We start from the raw sequence: 16,896 nt of genomic DNA, 5'->3' as shown, positions 1-16,896 counted from the left end.
GGCGCTCCACAGTTCTCGGGCAGGGCGAGAGGGGGCTTGAACCCACATATCACTTCTCTCCTTCCGCCCCCGTTTCGAGTGGTTGAATGCTGAGATGTGGCCCGCGTCGCGGCGCCCCGGCCGGACTGTAGAAGGAGCGGCACATAGCGGGGTGTCTCAAGTGCCGAGAAGGCTGGCAGGTATCCTCACGGGTCAGGGTACCGTTGCCATTTCCCGGGGAACCCGATTCGATGCCCTTGTTGTCCTGGTTCAACCGCGACGCCGACCTGGCGCGCGCCGCCGTGGCTCCGTATAGGCTCTTGGGGCCCGTGACCAGCCTTTCCTACGGCGATCCGGACTCGCTCAATGCTGATCGAAGACGGCAGCCTCGATGACCTCAAATCCGCGTCTGCGAGCGAGCGGACGAAATCAACTGAGGCATAATCCGGTCATTGGGGGGCGAATGACTATTTCGATGGGGTTTTTCAACACCAACGTCGAGGGTCATGCGGGGGCGTGCAACGCCGCCCGCGGCGGTTCTTTGCCCAACATTTTTGGCGGTTGGTGAAGGGAGAGGAATGGACGCCGAAACGACCAATGTCTTCGATGGCAGCCTGCCCATTCCAGAGGTGTTGCGCCGACTTCAGCACCGATTGCTGGATCTGACCGCGCGCAACCGATTGCTCAACTTCAAGATCACCGCTGGCAAGGCGTTATCCTTGGTGCCAGGGCGTTTGGATGACACATACCGTCGGTTGACGGGCGCCAACCCTGGCACGGTTCAAATCGTGCCGATTCCCGATCCGAGACGCGACGAGTGGGTCGTCAAGCACGATCGCTCGGTCAAACCCGAGCCGAAGGAACACGCGCTCCGCCTGGGTTTGAACATCGAACTGGAAGAAATCTCGGAGAGTCGGGGCGATGCGAAGATCGCCCGCGTCCAGCACTACGACGAAGACCTTGCCAAACACTTTCGCAAGATCGATCGTGAAGCGCGCCTGGCGTTGGAAGAAACGGGCGCCAACATGCTTTATTTGGTGTTGGGGTGTTTGGATTACACGGAAAATCCCGGCTCCGACAAAGTGTTGTCGGCGCCCCTTGTGTGTGTGCCTGTCAAACTCGACTACATTCAACTAGCACATGAGGTCGTTTTCAACCTTGCGTACACGGGCGAAGAAATCGAGGAAAACCTTTCGCTCCGCGAGCGGTTGAAACGGGATCACAACTTCACGTTACCCGAGTTTCCAGAAGAAGACGAAGGCGTCGAAACATATTTTCGGCAAATCGGCAAATTGATCGAGCGGCGCCCAAAATGGAAGGTGCGTCGGAGCATGACACTGGCGCTGCTGTCGTTCGCCAACATGCTCGTGATTCGCGGTCTCGATCCGGACAACTGGGTGGACGTGAACGGCCAGTCCACGCTCTTGAACCACCCCGTGATCAAGCAGATTTTCACGGGGGGCAACGAAGCGACCGGGCAAGGCTACGCCGAGGAATACGATTTGGATCGGCTGCCGTCGGCGGACCTTCCGTTGATTTACGATGCCGACAGTTCGCAACACAGCGCCATCGTCGATGTGATGGCGGGCAAATCGCTCGTGATTGAAGGTCCGCCTGGAACCGGCAAATCCCAGACGATCACCAACATCATCGCCGCTTGCCTCCACGCGGGAAAATCGGTGTTGTTCGTGGCCGAGAAGTTGACGGCGCTGCAAGTGGTCCAGCGTCGACTTCAAGCCGCCGGCTTGGATCCTTTCTTGCTTGAACTCCACTCGAACAAAACGAACAAGCGCCAGGTCCTCGAAGCCCTTGAAAGCCGATTGGATTTGAGGACGGCTCCGCCGTCTGGGTTGGAAACAACCATCGAAAGGCTTGCTGACCGCAGGCATAAACTCGATCAATACGCAAAGTTGTTGAACACAGTGACGGGCAACCAGTTGGGTATCACGATCCACCAAGTGTTATGGCGTGCCGAACACAGCCGGGTCAAGTTGGGCGACTTCACCGAGAAATTGATCGGCGTGACCGTCAAGTCCGCGCCACAATCCAACGCCCCGACGCTCGAAAGCAATCTCAACCATGTCAAATCGCTGGCGCAGACCTTCAAGGACATTGGGTACTACGACACCAGTAGTCCTTACTGGGGGTTCTTTCCTGACAGCCTTGCACCAGGCGACGATTTGGCGATCGAAAAGGTCTTCCAGCGCGCGTTAACGTTCGTCGAAGCGGCCAAAGCGGCGAGCAAAGAACTGATGGATACGTACGGTTTGCGCGAAGACGAAGCGAACGGTTTGGCGGATTCATCCAGACTGATCGAGAAAGTCGAGAACCTGAAAGCGTTGTTGGCGGACGATACAGCCGTCGACGTACTTCCGGTGGTTTTTGGCAAGGATCACGCGAACCAGAAGAACGCGCTCGATGTTCTCAGGAAGAACAACGCGACGTTGAATGCAATCATGGAGTTGGAAGCGGCGACCCAGGGTAAGGTGGACTATGGGAAGGTGGTGCAATCGCACCTGACCGAAAAGGTCATGGTTTTTATCCGCCAAAACGGATTGGGTGGCCTGCAGGTTGGGGAACTGGAGGACAACACCCGACGATTGGATGCGCTGCTGAAGGCGGGGGCCCAAGCGCGCGAAGGCCTGAACAAGGTGTTGGAACGAGTTGGTCTTGCGCAGGATTCGGCCGAAGGAGACGAAAAACTCAAGGCAATCATCGAAGTTTGTGCCGCCGCGCCGTTGCCACAGTTGCACATGCGATCCGCCGCACTTGCGAAGCCCAACGCGGCGGACATTTTGAGCAGGGGCAACGCCGAACGCATTCGCCTCCAATCTATGGAGGAGGGCGTTTCGCAGCGGTTTTACATGGACCAGGCGCCAGAGGACGCGGAACTTCGCCAGTGGATCTTGGTGTTGCGCGAAGGCGATACGTGGTATCGCGCTTTTCAGAAACCATGGCGCACCGCCGTCAAGGCGCATCGTTCGTTGTCGCGTGACAAAACAAAAATGGTGGCCGCGCAGCGTTTGGCCGAACTGGAGGAATTGTCTGAACTCCGCAAAGGTTGGTCTCTCTGGACCAACTCAGGTCCACTGACCCACACGGCCGGCGTCTCGCCGTTGCCGTCAGACTTTCCGTTGTTGGATGCCGCCAAGATCGCCAAATGGCTGAAGGGCGCCAGCGAGCGTTTGGCGCAAGCCGGCGTGGGCGAAGCCGCGCTCGATCCTCTGACGGTCGAACGTACGACCATTGCAGGTTTAGCGTCCAAGCAAGCGGAGGTGGCCTCATACTTCGGCGCGCTTCAAAGTTTGGATGATTGGATCAACTCCAACTGCCCACGGCTTCAAGGTTGGAGCGACGCCAAGAACTGGAATCAACGCCTTTCGGCAGTGAACAACTTGCTGGGACAACTGCGCGTGGTGTCCAACGATTTCGCCGGCGCCGTCCACGCTGGCGAAACATTAGAGCAAGGCCAAGTGCTGATCCAACAAGCACACGAGTTGTTCGCAAAATCGAATCAGATCGCAGGCTCGTCGGAACTGAAGGCTGTTCTGGGTGAACGGGCATCGCGCTTCCGCGAAGAATTGCCTGCGATCATGGCTGCAGTGAAGTTCGGTCAGGCGGTGGCTGACAGCGATCTACCCTTGGCGGCGAAGCAGAGGTTGTGGGCACCGTCAGTGCGATCTGCACTCGACGATATGAAGAAACGTGTCGCGACGTTCGGCGAAAACTTGAAGCAGTTACGGGAAACCCTGCTGGAACTCGAAGAGTTCGGCACCCTGGAAATCGAGGCTTGGCTGCCCAACTCGACCGTAGATGAGATAGGAACCGAAATGACGCGCGGCTTCATCAAAGACGCGCTGGCGTACATCCACGAGTTGATCCCGTGGTCGTTGTACGTTCATTACCGAGCCGAGTGCGAAAGCGCAGGCTTGGACGCGTTCGTATTGGCGCTAGAAGACGCTGGTTTGTCCCCGGACTTGTTAGTAGATGCGTTCTTGTACCGCTTCTACGCGTCGATCGCTGAAGCCTTGTTCCGCAAGACACCTGCGTTGCAAAACTTTAGCGGTTCGGTTCATACCAATACGCGCGGAGAGTTTTCTCAATTGGATCGCGAACTCGTGGCCTTACGGGGCAAGCAGATCAGCCACCAAAACCGCCGCTCGGCCAAGGTGGATCTTGGGCATAGCGGAACACGGGTGGCTGATAAAACCGAGATGAGTTTGATTCAGCACCTTCTGCCGCAGGCGCGGCCACGGGTTGCTTTGCGCGATTTGTTGAAGCGTGCGGGGAAGTCGATCCAGCAGTTGAAACCCTGCTTCATGATGGGGCCGCAGGCCGTCGCACAGTATCTACATACCACGCCCGAAATGTTCGACGTGGTGATCATGGATGAAGCATCTCAAATGCGGCCAGAGCAGGCTATCGGCGCGATCGCCCGCGGTAAACAGTTGGTCGTCGTGGGTGACCCCAAGCAGTTGCCGCCAACATCGTTCTTTTCGCGAATGCAGTCGGACGACGACGGGCAGGAGCCCTCGGTCGCGGAAGAGGCGGAGTCGATCCTGGATTTGGCGAGCAGCCATTTCCGCCCGATTCGTTCGCTGCGTTGGCACTACCGGTCGCGCCACGAAAGCCTAATCGCCTTCTCGAACAAACAGTTCTACGACGGCAAATTGATTGTGTTCCCGGCACCGTTCCCGCGCTCACGCGGTCTTGGTGTTCGCATGCATTACGTCAGGAACGCGGTTTACGAAAGCCAGATCAATGTGCGCGAGGCGGCCGCAGTCGTGGACGCCGTGGTCGATCACATCATTCACACCCCGGAACTGTCTCTGGGTGTTGTTGCGTTGAACATTCGTCAACGCGATTTGATTGCCGAGTTATTGGAAGAGCGCCTGAAGTCGGTTCCAGGCGCGGAAGATTACCGAAGCAAGTGGAGCGATGAAGGGCAGGATATTTTCGTCAAGAATCTGGAAAACGTCCAAGGTGATGAGCGCGACACCATCGTTATTTCCACTACGTATGGTCCGCCGCCGGGCGCGAGCCGCGTCCACCAGAACTTTGGCCCGATAAGCCAAGGTGGCGGCTGGCGCCGGTTGAACGTGCTGTTCACACGTGCCAAATCGTCAGTGCTCCTGATCACGTCGATGAAGCACTCGGACATCGTCGTGGGCGCTGGTACCCCGTTGGGGACGAAGGCGTTGCGCGATTACTTGATGTACGCGGAAACGGGGCGACTGAACCTTGATCCGGGTGAGCCCACAGGTCGGACGCCAGAGTCCGAATTTGAGGTGACGGTGATTAGGGCCTTGGAGCAATGGGGCTACGACTGCGTGCCGCAAGTGGGCGTCGCGAGTTATCGCATAGACATATGTGTAAAACATCCGAAGTACCCACACTTGTTCTTGGCGGCGATCGAGTGCGATGGTGCCACCTACCATTCCGGGATCACAGTGCGCGATCGTGATCGCATACGCCAGGAAATCTTGGAAGGCCTGGGCTGGAAGGGAAAAATCTGGCGAATCTGGTCGACGGAGTGGTTCCGCAACCCTAAGCGCGAAATGTCACGCTTGATCAGTTTCCTTGAAGAACTCAAGAAGCAAGAAGTTGATCCGTCGATGGTCGTCGCTGTCGACACGCACTCAGTCAATTCGGAAGAGGACTTGCTCGAGCCTACGCCGGAGGAAGTGAGGCAGGTCAACGCGACGCTGGGGCAACTGTTGACGGAGGCGTCGCGGCCTGAAGTCGACGTGGGCGATTCCGTGATCTATCGGAACTTGTCCAATTCGACACCGGACAAGGAAATCACAGTTTTGATTACCATGAGTCAATCCGATCCGAATAATGGGCTCGTTTCCGCGGCGAGCCCACTGGGCCAGGCACTGATCGGCGCGATGGAAGGCGAGGAAGTGCCGTTCTCGACACCGGGTAAGCCCAATCAAACGTTGTTCGTCGTCGCAATAAAGCGGGCGAATTGAGGGGCTGCGGTGCTGGGAAGAATGTTTTAAGGGGATGAGCGTGATGAAAGCGAATCACGCTGCTGGAAACTAGGTGGAAGGTTGATTAGCCCATCCAAAACAGACAATTTGCAAGCAAGGGAGTGATGTAGTGGCAACATTTTTATCAGCGAATTTGGACGATAGCATTTTGGATATTCCAGACCTAGACCTGCCCATCTACCGAATCTTTCCAAGAATCTACTTTCTTGATCTTCTGAAGTCGAAACAAAATGTCTTGGTAAGGCCGCGCTTGTGGGATGATCCCTTTGAGAACTTTTTCCTAAAATGCATGACCGAGACTGATAAAGGCGAAAACGTCTCATTAGAGCCGATCCGAGAGAAGTGGTACGGACAGTGCTGGACAAAGAAAAGGGATACAGATGCGATGTGGCGGATTTATAGCCACAACAAGGACGGCATCCGGGTTCAATCGACACCGCGAAAACTTATTATGTCGCTGCGGAATACTGTTCGACTTGCCGATAGGGGCGTAAAGTGCTTCATAGGAACGGTTGAATACAAGAAGAAAGATGCCATCGAGGCGTGGCTAGAAGGCAGCGTCTTGGAGAACGTGGTCCTCAATAATGGGAGGGCGGCTAGGACTTTGCTGGTGAAGCGTGAGGAGTTTGAGCACGAGAATGAAGTGCGTATTTTGTATCAAGACATCTGGCATACAAATCACGAAACCATTTTCAAGTACGATTTTGATTTTGAAAGTGTCATTGATGAGGTTGCGACTGATCCGCGGTCCGGCGTAGATGAACCAAAGATGCTTGAGTGGTATCTAAAATCGTTCAATATATCAACGCCTGTTGTGCGATCGCCTCTTTATGAAGGGGTAAGGCCGATAAAAATTAGATCTTCAATCAAGGGCTAACTTACTTCGCGACGGCCCTGTAGGGCGCGCCTCTAGGGCGTCGTGGCACGACCATAAGGGCTCCCGCGGCACCCCGCGGCTCTGGAGCACTCCTTCATCGTGCGGTTATAGGGGCCACTCATCTGTCCTGCCGATCGTCAGGAGCGCTTGTTCTTGTAGAAGTTGTAGTTGAATAGCGCATCCAACTCTGAGAGATTGGTCAAGCCAAGGGCGTCGCGCACCGTGTCGGCATCACGGCAATAACGCGCATATTTCTTGCCATCGACGTTGGTCTTGAGCGGGCGCTCGGGATAGTCGTGGATCCCTGCGCTCACCATGCCAGCAACCGCGTTTTGATTCATGACCGCAAATTTTGTGGGGTCAATGGCGTGAAGGACTTCGGTCAAAATGTTGATGCCCGCACTTTTTATTTCCGAAAAATGCCCATGGAGAAGGTTGAACGCATCGCGCGGCTGAAGGCCTCTCCCATGAGCAACAATATCGGCGATGCCATCTAGGAATAGATCCGCCTTCTTGGCAATGACGGTCTTTGCACGAAATAACTGCCCCGAATGGAAGTGCTCGATCAAGGCTTCGTAGCGTTGCAGAAATGACTGCCCCGGGACCACGCGGTTCGTGGCGAGAGTGGTCAGCATGCCCCGGGCAATGACCAAGTCTTTGTCGCGGCGTTTCCTGTCGGCCGAGAAGCCTTCGTGACTTTTGTCTTCTTTCATCAGCCGAAGTGTTTCACGCAGCAAAGCGTAGTTGCCCGGAGCGCCAGCGCCATCGGTTCCATTTTTGCCATGAGCGATTTCTTTATTGGCGATCAGGTGGGCGCGCCGGTCCGCCAAGGCATGCAGTGTGCGATGGACGGTGTGCTCGTGTTCATACTCGTTGATAAGTTCCTTCGTTGCCGGGATGATCTCCTCGGCGTCAATCAATTCGTCGAAGTGCTTTTTTATCGACCGAGTTATGGTGCCGTCCGTGTCGGTGATCAGCGCGGACGCTTCGTAATTTCCCTCAAGTCCACCATAGGTCAAGTTGGCCGATCCAATGATGACCGTTTTCCCTTTTGGACCATCAAACGCGTAGATCTTGGGATGGAAGGTCACATCCGTATTGCTGAGATACAACTCCAGTTGATGTTTTTCACTCAAGGCCAAAAGTTCACGAAGCAGCGGTGGGTCGGTGAGGTAAAAACTGCGACCGATCACCATGCGCGCAGACATCCCGCCCGCAAGTTTTTTCTTCAGTTTGTCCAGTGTGGTGTCGGGTGTTCTTTTGGCGAAAGCCACCAGACATTCAAAGTGATGGGATGCGCCCAATAAACGCGTAATCTCTTGCACGTGGTGTTTCTGATCATCTTGGTTCAGCAACAACTTGACGCTCATGCCGATTCCCCCCCGTTGGTTGGTCTGTATTCGACCGATGGTACCGGACCATCGAGGATCTCGCGGACTTCAAGCCCCGTCAGATCCTGGAGAACGTGTTCAAAAATCCAGAAGCGTTGCGCCCCAACACCACGCGCGCGACGATCACTCAGGATGCGGCGCAGCGGTTTGGCTGGACAACCTCCACCGCGACTTGGATCAGGCGGTGGCGGAGGCATATGGTTGGGAATGGCCCCAACCGACTCCAGGCCGACTATGGGCGAACCTGTAGCCGGCGATGTAGCCCGCCGATGGACACCTCAAGCCGGGTCGGACAGCGACTCCGATCCGTCAGGGCTGTGCAAACGGTGTGCGGCGAGCAGTGGTCTGTTCACTTCGTGCATTTTGGTATGCACGCTTCCGTTGTTTGGCCTTTTCGAGCAGGCCTTTGAAGTTGCTGATGTCCTGCTCCAGTGTTGAAGTATCGGGAATGGCGAGTTGGTGGGCGGCGTTCGTGTCGTGCGCGTCGGTCACTTCACAGGATCGGGCGTAAATCTCTGTGACTTGGTCCCACTCATCTTGCGGGTGCCCGATAACCGCGCCGAAACTATCGACGGAGACTTCGTCGCTGAAGGGGCGCACCGTGTTGTTCATGAACACTTCGCGGACAGCGCGCTCGATGGTTCCGCGCAGCCTCGTATAGGCCATCTTGACCGCTTCCTTGGTGGCCTCATCCATGTAGTCGCCGCTGTGTTGCTTGAGCGGTGTGATGCTTTGCTCTAAGGCGGCCAGACGGGCAGATGCATCCATGGTTTCCCAGGTCAGGCCCGGGGCGACCAATCCAGGGTGATGCCTATCCCATCGGACTGTTTGATAAGCCACGGCTTGCCCGCTGCGCTTCACTGCAAAGTTGATCTCCGACAGGAACACCGCGTCGTGGGTGAGCACCAAGACAGGGCGGTCCACCGCCAACGCCGCCAGTCGTGCGGCCATGTGACGGCGGTGGTGGTGATCGAAAGAAGTGGAGGGATCATCGAACACCACAGTGGACTTGTGGTTCTGCAGCCGGACCTCGGCCAGAAACAGGGCTAGCCCCATCGCGCGCTGTTCGCCTTCCGAGAGAATCTGATTGGCACCGTCCTGAGCGTTCTTGATCTTCAGCGTCACCATGGTCTTGCCCGCATCGGTGCGGGTCGAAATGTCGGGTTCCACCTTCCTTCGATAACCCAATGCCTTGAGTTCTTCGTTCATGGCGGTGACCAGGGCATCGTTGATGTACGTACCGGCCAACTCCGTCATTTTGAGCGAGACCTTGCGCGGGTTGAGCGCAGCAGAACAGGCCTCCAAGTGGTGTTTTCGGGTGGCGTTTGTCGCGTACTGCTCAATTTCGGTGATCTTGGAATGCAGCGCCTGGCGGAGCAGTAACGCGGCGCGCTCGTTTTCCAACGTGGCTTTGGCGACGGGATCCAACGATTTTTCTGAGATCTTGGGCTTGGGTGCGAAGCGCGGTGGCTTTTGTCCGGAGGCGGACATCCAATGCATCGCCCTCCAGCAGGGCCGGACGCGGGGTATCCCAGTTGTTCGTTTCCACGCATTGCTGGACCCAATCACGGCGTTCTTTCCAGTTGGCCGTGAAGTCCTTGATGATGGTGTGCAAGGCGGGATCAGAGGTGGCGAGTTCTTCCAAGGTGGCTGCATCGATCGGATCCAGGTCGGCGGACCCTACTGCCACCATGGTGTCTTTCATCCGTTGGGTTGCATCCTCGGCGTTTTTGGACGCATCAGAAACCACATACTCGGCAAAGCGACGCATACGGTCGCTGGCACTTTCGTCCAACGGTGTCTGGCATAGAACGCATTTCGCGCCCACGTCCGTGTTCATATGGGCATGCGATGGATAGGCGCACTCGGTGGAGAATTTCTCAGCGGCTTCAAAAAGCGCTTTCCACACGTCGTTGCCGGTGCCAGGAAGAAGATCTGCACGGGTTGGTGTGATGCTGATGCCGTCTTGCTGATGAAGTCGGCTCTGCGCGAGCGACCAGGTGGCTTGGGCGGTGATTTGGTTTTGCAGGCGCTGGTGAACTTCGTCGAGAGATCGATCGGTGATGTAGCGCTGAGCACCCTGCGCGGCTGTTGCGGCCGTATCCAGACGCTGAGCCAACAGTTCGGCGCGACGGGCCTCGGGTTCCGGATTCATGCTCTCCAGAACCGATTTCAGTTCAGCAACGCGTTGCACCTCTTCAGGTGCAAGGGTGGCGAGGGTTTGGAGGCGTGCTACATCCGTATCCTTGCCAATGTTCGCCAGCATCGTCCCGATCTCGTGAGGACCTTTGAGCGCATCAAAAGCGCTGGCATTGAGGCTGATCTGCTGAGTCTCTAGGACAATCAAGTCCATCAACTGTCGCTGCGCAGCAGCCAAGCGATTGAGATGGGGAAGGCCGTAGGGCTGGTAATCGCTGGCGCCCGCATTGGCGACATAGTCGTTGCCACAAGCACTGTCGTACACCGTGATGTTTCCCAGCAGGAGATCTGCGGGGGTGCCTTGGGCCCACTTGGTTTGCGGCGCGGGCTGACCGTCAACGTCGAAACTGATGTCCGCCGTTGGAACAGGGCGAGGGCGGGTCGCGTCGAAGGCATCAGGCAGAACGGGGAGACGAACACGGGCGCGGCATGCGTTTTTCAGGACACGGGCATATCCGGATTTCCCTGCGCCGTTTTCGCCGAACAGCACGTTGAGTCGGTCGGGCTTGAAACTGACCGCGCGGCCCGACGGAAAACGATTGACGTGTTGGAGGTTGTTTAACCCCAGCAAGCGCACGGTCTCGCTGCCGCCGGCGTGGGGAATGTCGGCCCTTTGTAAGGGGATGGGTTGAACCTCAGCCTGTGCGCCATCGCCATGCTGTTGCTTGACCATGGCAAGCAGTTCAGTGAGATCCTGCGCATTCAATGCGCCACTATGGAACAGCCGGCGTAATGCGTCGCTTTGCCAGGTCGGCAGATTGCCTGACCAAGCGAGAATGTCATCCAAGAGTCCCATGACGCCCCCTGTAGCGTGTCCATGCGGCAGGATGGTGCCCGCCCCTTCGGAGATCATGCGGGCGGATAGGGCGACTTCACAAGGGGATAGATCGTTTCATACACGCCAAAAATCCCGAAGGGCATTGCCAATGGCGCCCACCGCAACCGCCATTACCGGAACATGCGCGGCCCAATGTTGGTCATCTTTCTCCCCCGCGGACGAGGGTGAACAGTCGGTGGCGCGCTGCTAACCGGGATCACGTATCGCTTTTCCAACGAGCGCGCCAAGGCCGCAATGGGGATCAGCCAACGGCCCTCGCTCGGGGCCTTCCGAAGGTCCGGGCACAATGTCCCGTTGTCGAGCATCTTGCGGACGCCTTCAATCCTTTTTCGGGTCGCTTTTTCATCACCATAGATGGCGCGGGCGATCTCGCGGGGCGAGAGCATGACCTGCCCGGGAAACTTGGCGCGGAGGAGGTCCAAGGTATCGTTCATGAATAGCCATAAAAGAGGGCGAAGGCGGCCCGATCACGGGGCACTGCTGAAGGATTCGCCCAGGGCGATAAACTTACTTATATGTGTCGAACTGATCGGACATGACCCCAAGGCGATATGCAATCTCGACCTCGGGGCGGGCCAACGGGCGGCCGATCTTACAAGGGTCTGAATCCATGCCCGACAACCTTTTCCTCGACACAGAGTGGAACAACGATGTAGCCAGGGAACTGATCAGCCTGGCGTTGATCCACGAGGATGGAGAGCCCCGTTTCTATGCCGAGCGATCGCCGCGACCAGAAGGGCCGTCCTCGTTCGTGCGTACCGTGGTGTACCCGCTGCTGGAGGGTCCGGTACTTCCGGATCAGGAGTTCGGCGCGCAACTGCGCACCTTCATCGCTTCGTTCGATTCCCCACGTATCCACTTCGATGGGGCAATTGACAAGGAGCAACTCACTCGGGCGCTTAAAAGTTTCGGAACATGGAACGGTGGTGTGCCGGAATGGGTGCCGGTGCTGGTGACCGATCTCAATGTGTTGGAGGCGCAGGAGCAATATTTCGCTGCGCATCCCGAGGCGGCCGCACGACGGCATCACGCCATGGTGGATGCAGAGGCGTTGCGCGTGTCGGTCGTGCTAAAGGTCTCAACCGCTACTGATCCATGATGGGACCATGTCCAGGGGGCGTAGATCGGGGACAGCGGGGACAGCGGGGACACCGCTGGGGACACAAAAGGTGCTTTTGGGAGTGTTTGAGAGCACATTGGTGCGTTTCGCGGCTCCCGGTTTTAGATACAAAAAACCCCGAAAAACGACTGTTTTTCAGGGTTTTTTGGGTCTTTCAATTTGGTCGGGGAGACATGATTCGAACATGCGACTTCTACGTCCCGAACGTAGCGCTCTACCAGGCTGAGCTACACCCCGTGGGAGCCGCGTATCTTATCGGGCCCGGTTAACCTTGGCAACAGGCTCCACGGCCACCCGGTCACGGGAATCGGCCCGCTGGCAGGCGGGGCCGATGGGCCTATCTGCTACCCTATGCGGCTGCCGTTGGACGGCATTTTTCATTTGCTAGCAGAGGATTCCATGGCGCTTACCCAGGCCCGCACCATGCCCGGCGTGCTCGAGCTGCTGCCGCTCGACCAGATTGCTTTCCAGCGCATGCTCGACGTGATCCGTCGCAATTACGAGCGCTTCGGTTTCCTGCCGGTGGAAACACCGGTGATGGAGTATTCGGATGTGCTGCTGACCAAGACCGGCGGCGAGACCGAACGGCAGGTGTATTTCGTGCAGTCGACCGGGGCGCTGGAGCAGGGCGAGAAGCCCGAGCTGGCGTTGCGCTTCGACCTGACCGTCCCGCTCGCCCGCTACGTGGCCGAGCATGAGCACGACCTGAGTTTTCCCTTCCGCCGCTACCAGATGCAGCGGGTGTACCGTGGCGAACGCGCCCAGCGCGGACGCTTCCGCGAGTTCTACCAGTGCGATATCGACGTGATCGGCAAGGATGGCCTGTCGATCCGCTACGACGCCGAGTTGCCGGCGGTGATCTATAGCGTCTTTCGCGAACTGAATATTGGCGCGTTCACCATCCAGTTGAATAACCGCAAGCTGATGCGCGGTTATTTCGAAAGCCTGGGTGTGACCGATCCCGAGCAGCAGACGCTTGTGCTGCGCGAAGTGGACAAGCTGGACAAGCGCGGCGCCGATTACGTGCGCGCAACCTTGACCGGCGAAGCCTTCGCCCTCAGTGCGGAGGCGGCACAGAAAATCCTCGATTTCGTGCAGGTGCGTTCCACCTCCTTGCAGGACGCGCTCGACAAGCTCGATGCACTGGGCAGCGGTCTGGAAGCGATGGAGCAGGGCCGTGCCGAGCTGAAGGAGGTGCTGGGCCTGATCCATGCGTTCGGCGTGCCGGAAACGCATTACGCGCTGAACCTGTCGATCGCGCGCGGCCTGGACTACTACACCGGCACCGTCTACGAGACCACGCTCAACGACCATCCGCAGATCGGATCGATCTGTTCGGGTGGACGCTATGAAAATCTTGCTGGGCAATACACCAAGTCGCACTTGCCTGGCGTGGGTATCTCCATCGGCTTGACGCGGCTTTACTGGCAATTGCGCGATGCTGGTTTGGTCGGCACCGCGCGCAGCACGGTCGACGTACTCATCACGCAGATGGATGCCGCGCAATTGCCGGCTTACCTGGCGCTGGCCGGCGAATTGCGCACGGCGGGCATTGCCACGGAGGTGGTGTTGGACGGCGGCAAGCTGGGCAAGCAATTCAAATATGCCGACCGCGCGGGGATCCGCTTCGTGATCGTGCTGGGCGAGGATGAATTGGCCAAGGGCGTGGTAACGGTGAAGGATCTGCGCCGCGAGGATCAGTTCGAAGTGGCACGGAGCGAGTTGATCAAGACTTTGCGAGTGGAATTGGCGCAGGCCGAGATCAGCAACTAGGCAGTTGCATCGGTTGGCAAGGCAGCCTTGCCGTTGCTTTCGCGCAAGCGGGAGTGCTTGTCGACAGCAAGGTCGGTCAGTCTCTTGCCGCGACCGCAGGCAAAAAGCAGTAAATGGAACCGCGCACGGAAGCCGGCATACAACAACACCGGTGATCCAGGCTGGCTCGATCTTCGAGCCATCCGCTGGATGAGCCACGGCTTCCCGCTGGCGCGGGCATGACGACATCAAGCACAGGTTGGAGATTTTGTGAGTCAGACCATTCTGCTGGACGGCAACAGCCTTAGCCGTCAACAACTCGTTGCCGTGGCGCGTAAAGGCCATGGCGTCCGGCTTGATGCCGCGCAATTGCAGCGCGTGCAGCGCGCGGCGGATTTCCTGGCGGAAAAAGTAAGCTGCGGCGAACCCACCTATGGTGTCACCACCGGTTTCGGCAGCAACGCTGACAAATTGCTGGGCGCCTATCGCCTGCGCGATGAATTGCCGGGCGGCCATCCGAACAGGCCGGAAGGCACGCTGCTGGAAGAACTTCAGCACAACCTGATCACTACGCATGCCGTGTGCGTGGGCAAGCCGTTCTCCGCTGAAGTGGTGCGCGCGATGCTGGTAATTCGCATCAATACGCTGATGCGCGGTCACTCCGGTATCCGTGTTTCCACGCTGGAAGCGTTGACCGCATTGCTCAACCACGATGTGATTCCGGTAGTGCCCGAGAAGGGCTCGGTCGGTGCCAGTGGCGATCTGGCGCCGCTCTCGCATCTGGCGATCGTGCTGCTCGGCGGCGGCGAAGCTTTTTACCGGGGCGAACGTTTGTCGGGCGCCGAAGCGCTGGAGCGTGCGGGCTTGCAGCCGATCCGGCTTTCTTTCAAGGAAGGCCTGGCGCTCAATAACGGCACCGCGCAGATGCTGGCTACCGCGGTACTGGCGCTTGATACGCTGGAATACCTGCTCGATGTCGCCGACCTGGCCGCATCGATGACGCTGGATGCCTTCGCCGGGCGTAGCGGTGCGCTGCGCGCGGAAGTCCATGCGCTGCGTCCGCATCCGGGGCAGGTCGGGGTCGCCGAGCACGTGCGCGGTCTGCTGGCCGGGTCCACCTTGCTGGATATTCCTTATCACCTGGTGCCGCGCTTCAAGCAATGGAGTGCGGAAGCGTGGAGCACGGCCGAGGACCAGGCGCTGAGTTTCGATATCAGCTGGGATTGGGTGCCGGCCAACCAGCGCCATGGCCGCGAAGCGTTCTATAGCCGGTTCCTGCCGTTCAAGGGCGGCAAGAAGCATCAGCCGCAGGACGCCTATTGCCTGCGCTGCATGCCGCAAGTGCACGGCGCGGTCCGCGACGCATGGGCACAGGCCTGCCGCGTGATCGATATCGAATTGAATGCGGTCACCGATAATCCGCTGATTTTCCCGGACAACACCGACGCCAGTCACATCGAGGAGCAGGTAATCTCTGCCGGCCACTTCCACGGCATGCCGCTGGCGCTGGCGATGAGCTATGTGAAGGCGGCGATTCCGGTATTGGCGTCGATCTCCGAGCGGCGACTCAACAAACTGGTCGATCCCGCCACCAGCGACGGCCTGCCGGCCTTCCTGACCGGCAATGAGGACGGCACCGATTCCGGCTTCATGATCGTGCAATACACCGCCGCGGCACTGGTCAACGATCTGGCCACGCGCGCGCATCCGGCCAGCGTGTATTCGGTACCGACCAGTGCGAATGCCGAGGATCATGTGTCGATGGGCGCCAACGAAGCACGCCATGTGCTCGAAATGACCGAAGACCTGGGCTACGTGCTGGCGCTTGAGCTCTATACCGCGGCCCAGGCGCTGGACTATCGCCAGGAAATGCTCAACGCCGCCCGCCGCCTGGCCGCGCGCGGCGACTGGCAGGCGCTGGCGTCCAAGGTGGTCAATGCGCCGCGCGAAGGTAGTCCGCAGCATGCGCAGTTCGTCGAGGAAGTGAAGCAGCTGATGGCGGCGCTGGCCGAGGTCGGCGATTTCCATGCGGGCACCTCTGTGCGCAAGGCGCACGCTACGCTGCGCGGCCGGATCGGCTTCATGCATCGTGACCGCGCGATGGATGGCGATGTGCGTACCGTGTGCGAACTGGTGCAGCAACGCGCGTTCGTGGGATAGAAAGCGCGTCCGGTCGCGAACGCAGCTTCCTGGCGCGACGGCGATATCAGGGTGGGTATTAGGGGCGTGCGCCAGCAGGCGTGCGGCCCAGCCCGGCCATGGCGGGATCAGCGCGATCACCAGCTTTTCCGGCAGGCCCTCGGGAGGCCCCGGCACGAGGGCCTGGAACCACAGCATTAAGGTAGCCAGCCAAGCCGGCACGGCTGCCTTTTTTCATGCATGGATCGCACCGCCCACGGCTCGATAGCAGCCACCAGCCGAAGCTCGGCCACAGGGAGGTTCCGGGAGCGGCGATCATGGCGCCAGGTTCTCGTGGAGGGCTCCGAAGAGGTATTCGCCGCTCGCCACCACGGGCAAGGCGATGCCTGCGGCAGCAAACAACCAGCACGCTCCGCTCTGCCGGTGCCGTGACACGGCTCGCCCTGACCAAGGCGAGCAGGGCCAGCGCCATCAGGTCGTACACCATTTGGCGCAGGCAGGCCTGGACCCTTCAGGTATGCGCCGAGCAGCGCAGTAATCCCATCAGGCGTCGAACGCCAGAATTGTGCGGTAGCGCGGACGGCGTTGAACGCGATAACCGCCAG

Annotated in this window: 9 protein-coding genes and 1 tRNA gene; 5 read left to right on the top strand and 5 right to left on the bottom strand. The window is 58.5% G+C overall.

What is annotated here, in order from left to right:
• Positions 1-557: 557 nt before the first annotated feature.
• Positions 558-5,954, top strand: coding sequence for a DUF4011 domain-containing protein (locus ISP15_RS01010; protein ID WP_404544077.1), 5,397 nt, complete (start codon positions 558-560; stop codon positions 5,952-5,954).
• A 130-nt stretch (positions 5,955-6,084) separates the two neighbouring features.
• Positions 6,085-6,852: a DUF2971 domain-containing protein gene (locus ISP15_RS01005; RefSeq protein ID WP_404544075.1), complete on the top strand. Its 768-nt coding sequence runs from the start codon at positions 6,085-6,087 to the stop codon at positions 6,850-6,852.
• 137 nt (positions 6,853-6,989) lie between these two features.
• Here the strand turns inward: ISP15_RS01005 and ISP15_RS01000 are convergent, their stop codons facing one another.
• The 4 genes from ISP15_RS01000 to ISP15_RS00985 form a co-directional block, all read right to left on the bottom strand.
• Complete coding sequence (locus ISP15_RS01000) at positions 6,990-8,222, bottom strand: phospholipase D-like domain-containing protein (protein ID WP_404544073.1); 1,233 nt, start codon at positions 8,220-8,222, stop codon at positions 6,990-6,992.
• Between the two features lie 330 nt (positions 8,223-8,552).
• Positions 8,553-9,671, bottom strand: coding sequence for an AAA family ATPase (locus ISP15_RS00995; RefSeq protein WP_404544071.1), 1,119 nt, complete (start codon positions 9,669-9,671; stop codon positions 8,553-8,555).
• The gene (locus tag ISP15_RS00990; RefSeq protein ID WP_404544069.1) at positions 9,583-11,238 is read right to left on the bottom strand and encodes a hypothetical protein; all 1,656 of its coding nucleotides are present in this window, start codon (positions 11,236-11,238) and stop codon (positions 9,583-9,585) included. The genes ISP15_RS00995 and ISP15_RS00990 overlap by 89 nt, the downstream gene beginning before the upstream one ends.
• A gap of 152 nt (positions 11,239-11,390) precedes the next feature.
• Positions 11,391-11,714 carry a hypothetical protein gene (locus ISP15_RS00985; RefSeq protein WP_404544068.1) on the bottom strand — a complete coding sequence of 108 codons (324 nt, stop codon included), beginning with the start codon at positions 11,712-11,714 and terminating at the stop codon, positions 11,391-11,393.
• Between the two features lie 176 nt (positions 11,715-11,890).
• Between ISP15_RS00985 and ISP15_RS00980 the strand changes: the two genes are divergently transcribed.
• Complete coding sequence (locus tag ISP15_RS00980; RefSeq protein ID WP_404544066.1) at positions 11,891-12,379, top strand: hypothetical protein; 489 nt, start codon at positions 11,891-11,893, stop codon at positions 12,377-12,379.
• Positions 12,380-12,560: 181 nt separating this feature from the next.
• Here ISP15_RS00980 and ISP15_RS00975 read toward each other — a convergent pair.
• A tRNA-Pro gene (locus ISP15_RS00975) sits at positions 12,561-12,637 on the bottom strand.
• 162 nt (positions 12,638-12,799) lie between these two features.
• Here ISP15_RS00975 and hisS point away from each other — a divergent pair.
• Both hisS and ISP15_RS00965 read left to right on the top strand, forming a co-directional pair.
• The gene (hisS, locus tag ISP15_RS00970; protein WP_404544064.1) at positions 12,800-14,173 is read left to right on the top strand and encodes a histidine--tRNA ligase; all 1,374 of its coding nucleotides are present in this window, start codon (positions 12,800-12,802) and stop codon (positions 14,171-14,173) included.
• A gap of 249 nt (positions 14,174-14,422) precedes the next feature.
• Positions 14,423-16,312 carry an HAL/PAL/TAL family ammonia-lyase gene (locus tag ISP15_RS00965; protein WP_404544061.1) on the top strand — a complete coding sequence of 630 codons (1,890 nt, stop codon included), beginning with the start codon at positions 14,423-14,425 and terminating at the stop codon, positions 16,310-16,312.
• The last annotated feature ends 584 nt before the right edge of the window (positions 16,313-16,896 follow it).

The organism is Dyella jejuensis (assembly GCF_044904675.1).
Taxonomy (GTDB): domain Bacteria; phylum Pseudomonadota; class Gammaproteobacteria; order Xanthomonadales; family Rhodanobacteraceae; genus Dyella_B; species Dyella_B jejuensis.
This window is presented reverse-complemented; position numbering and strand designations above follow the sequence as displayed.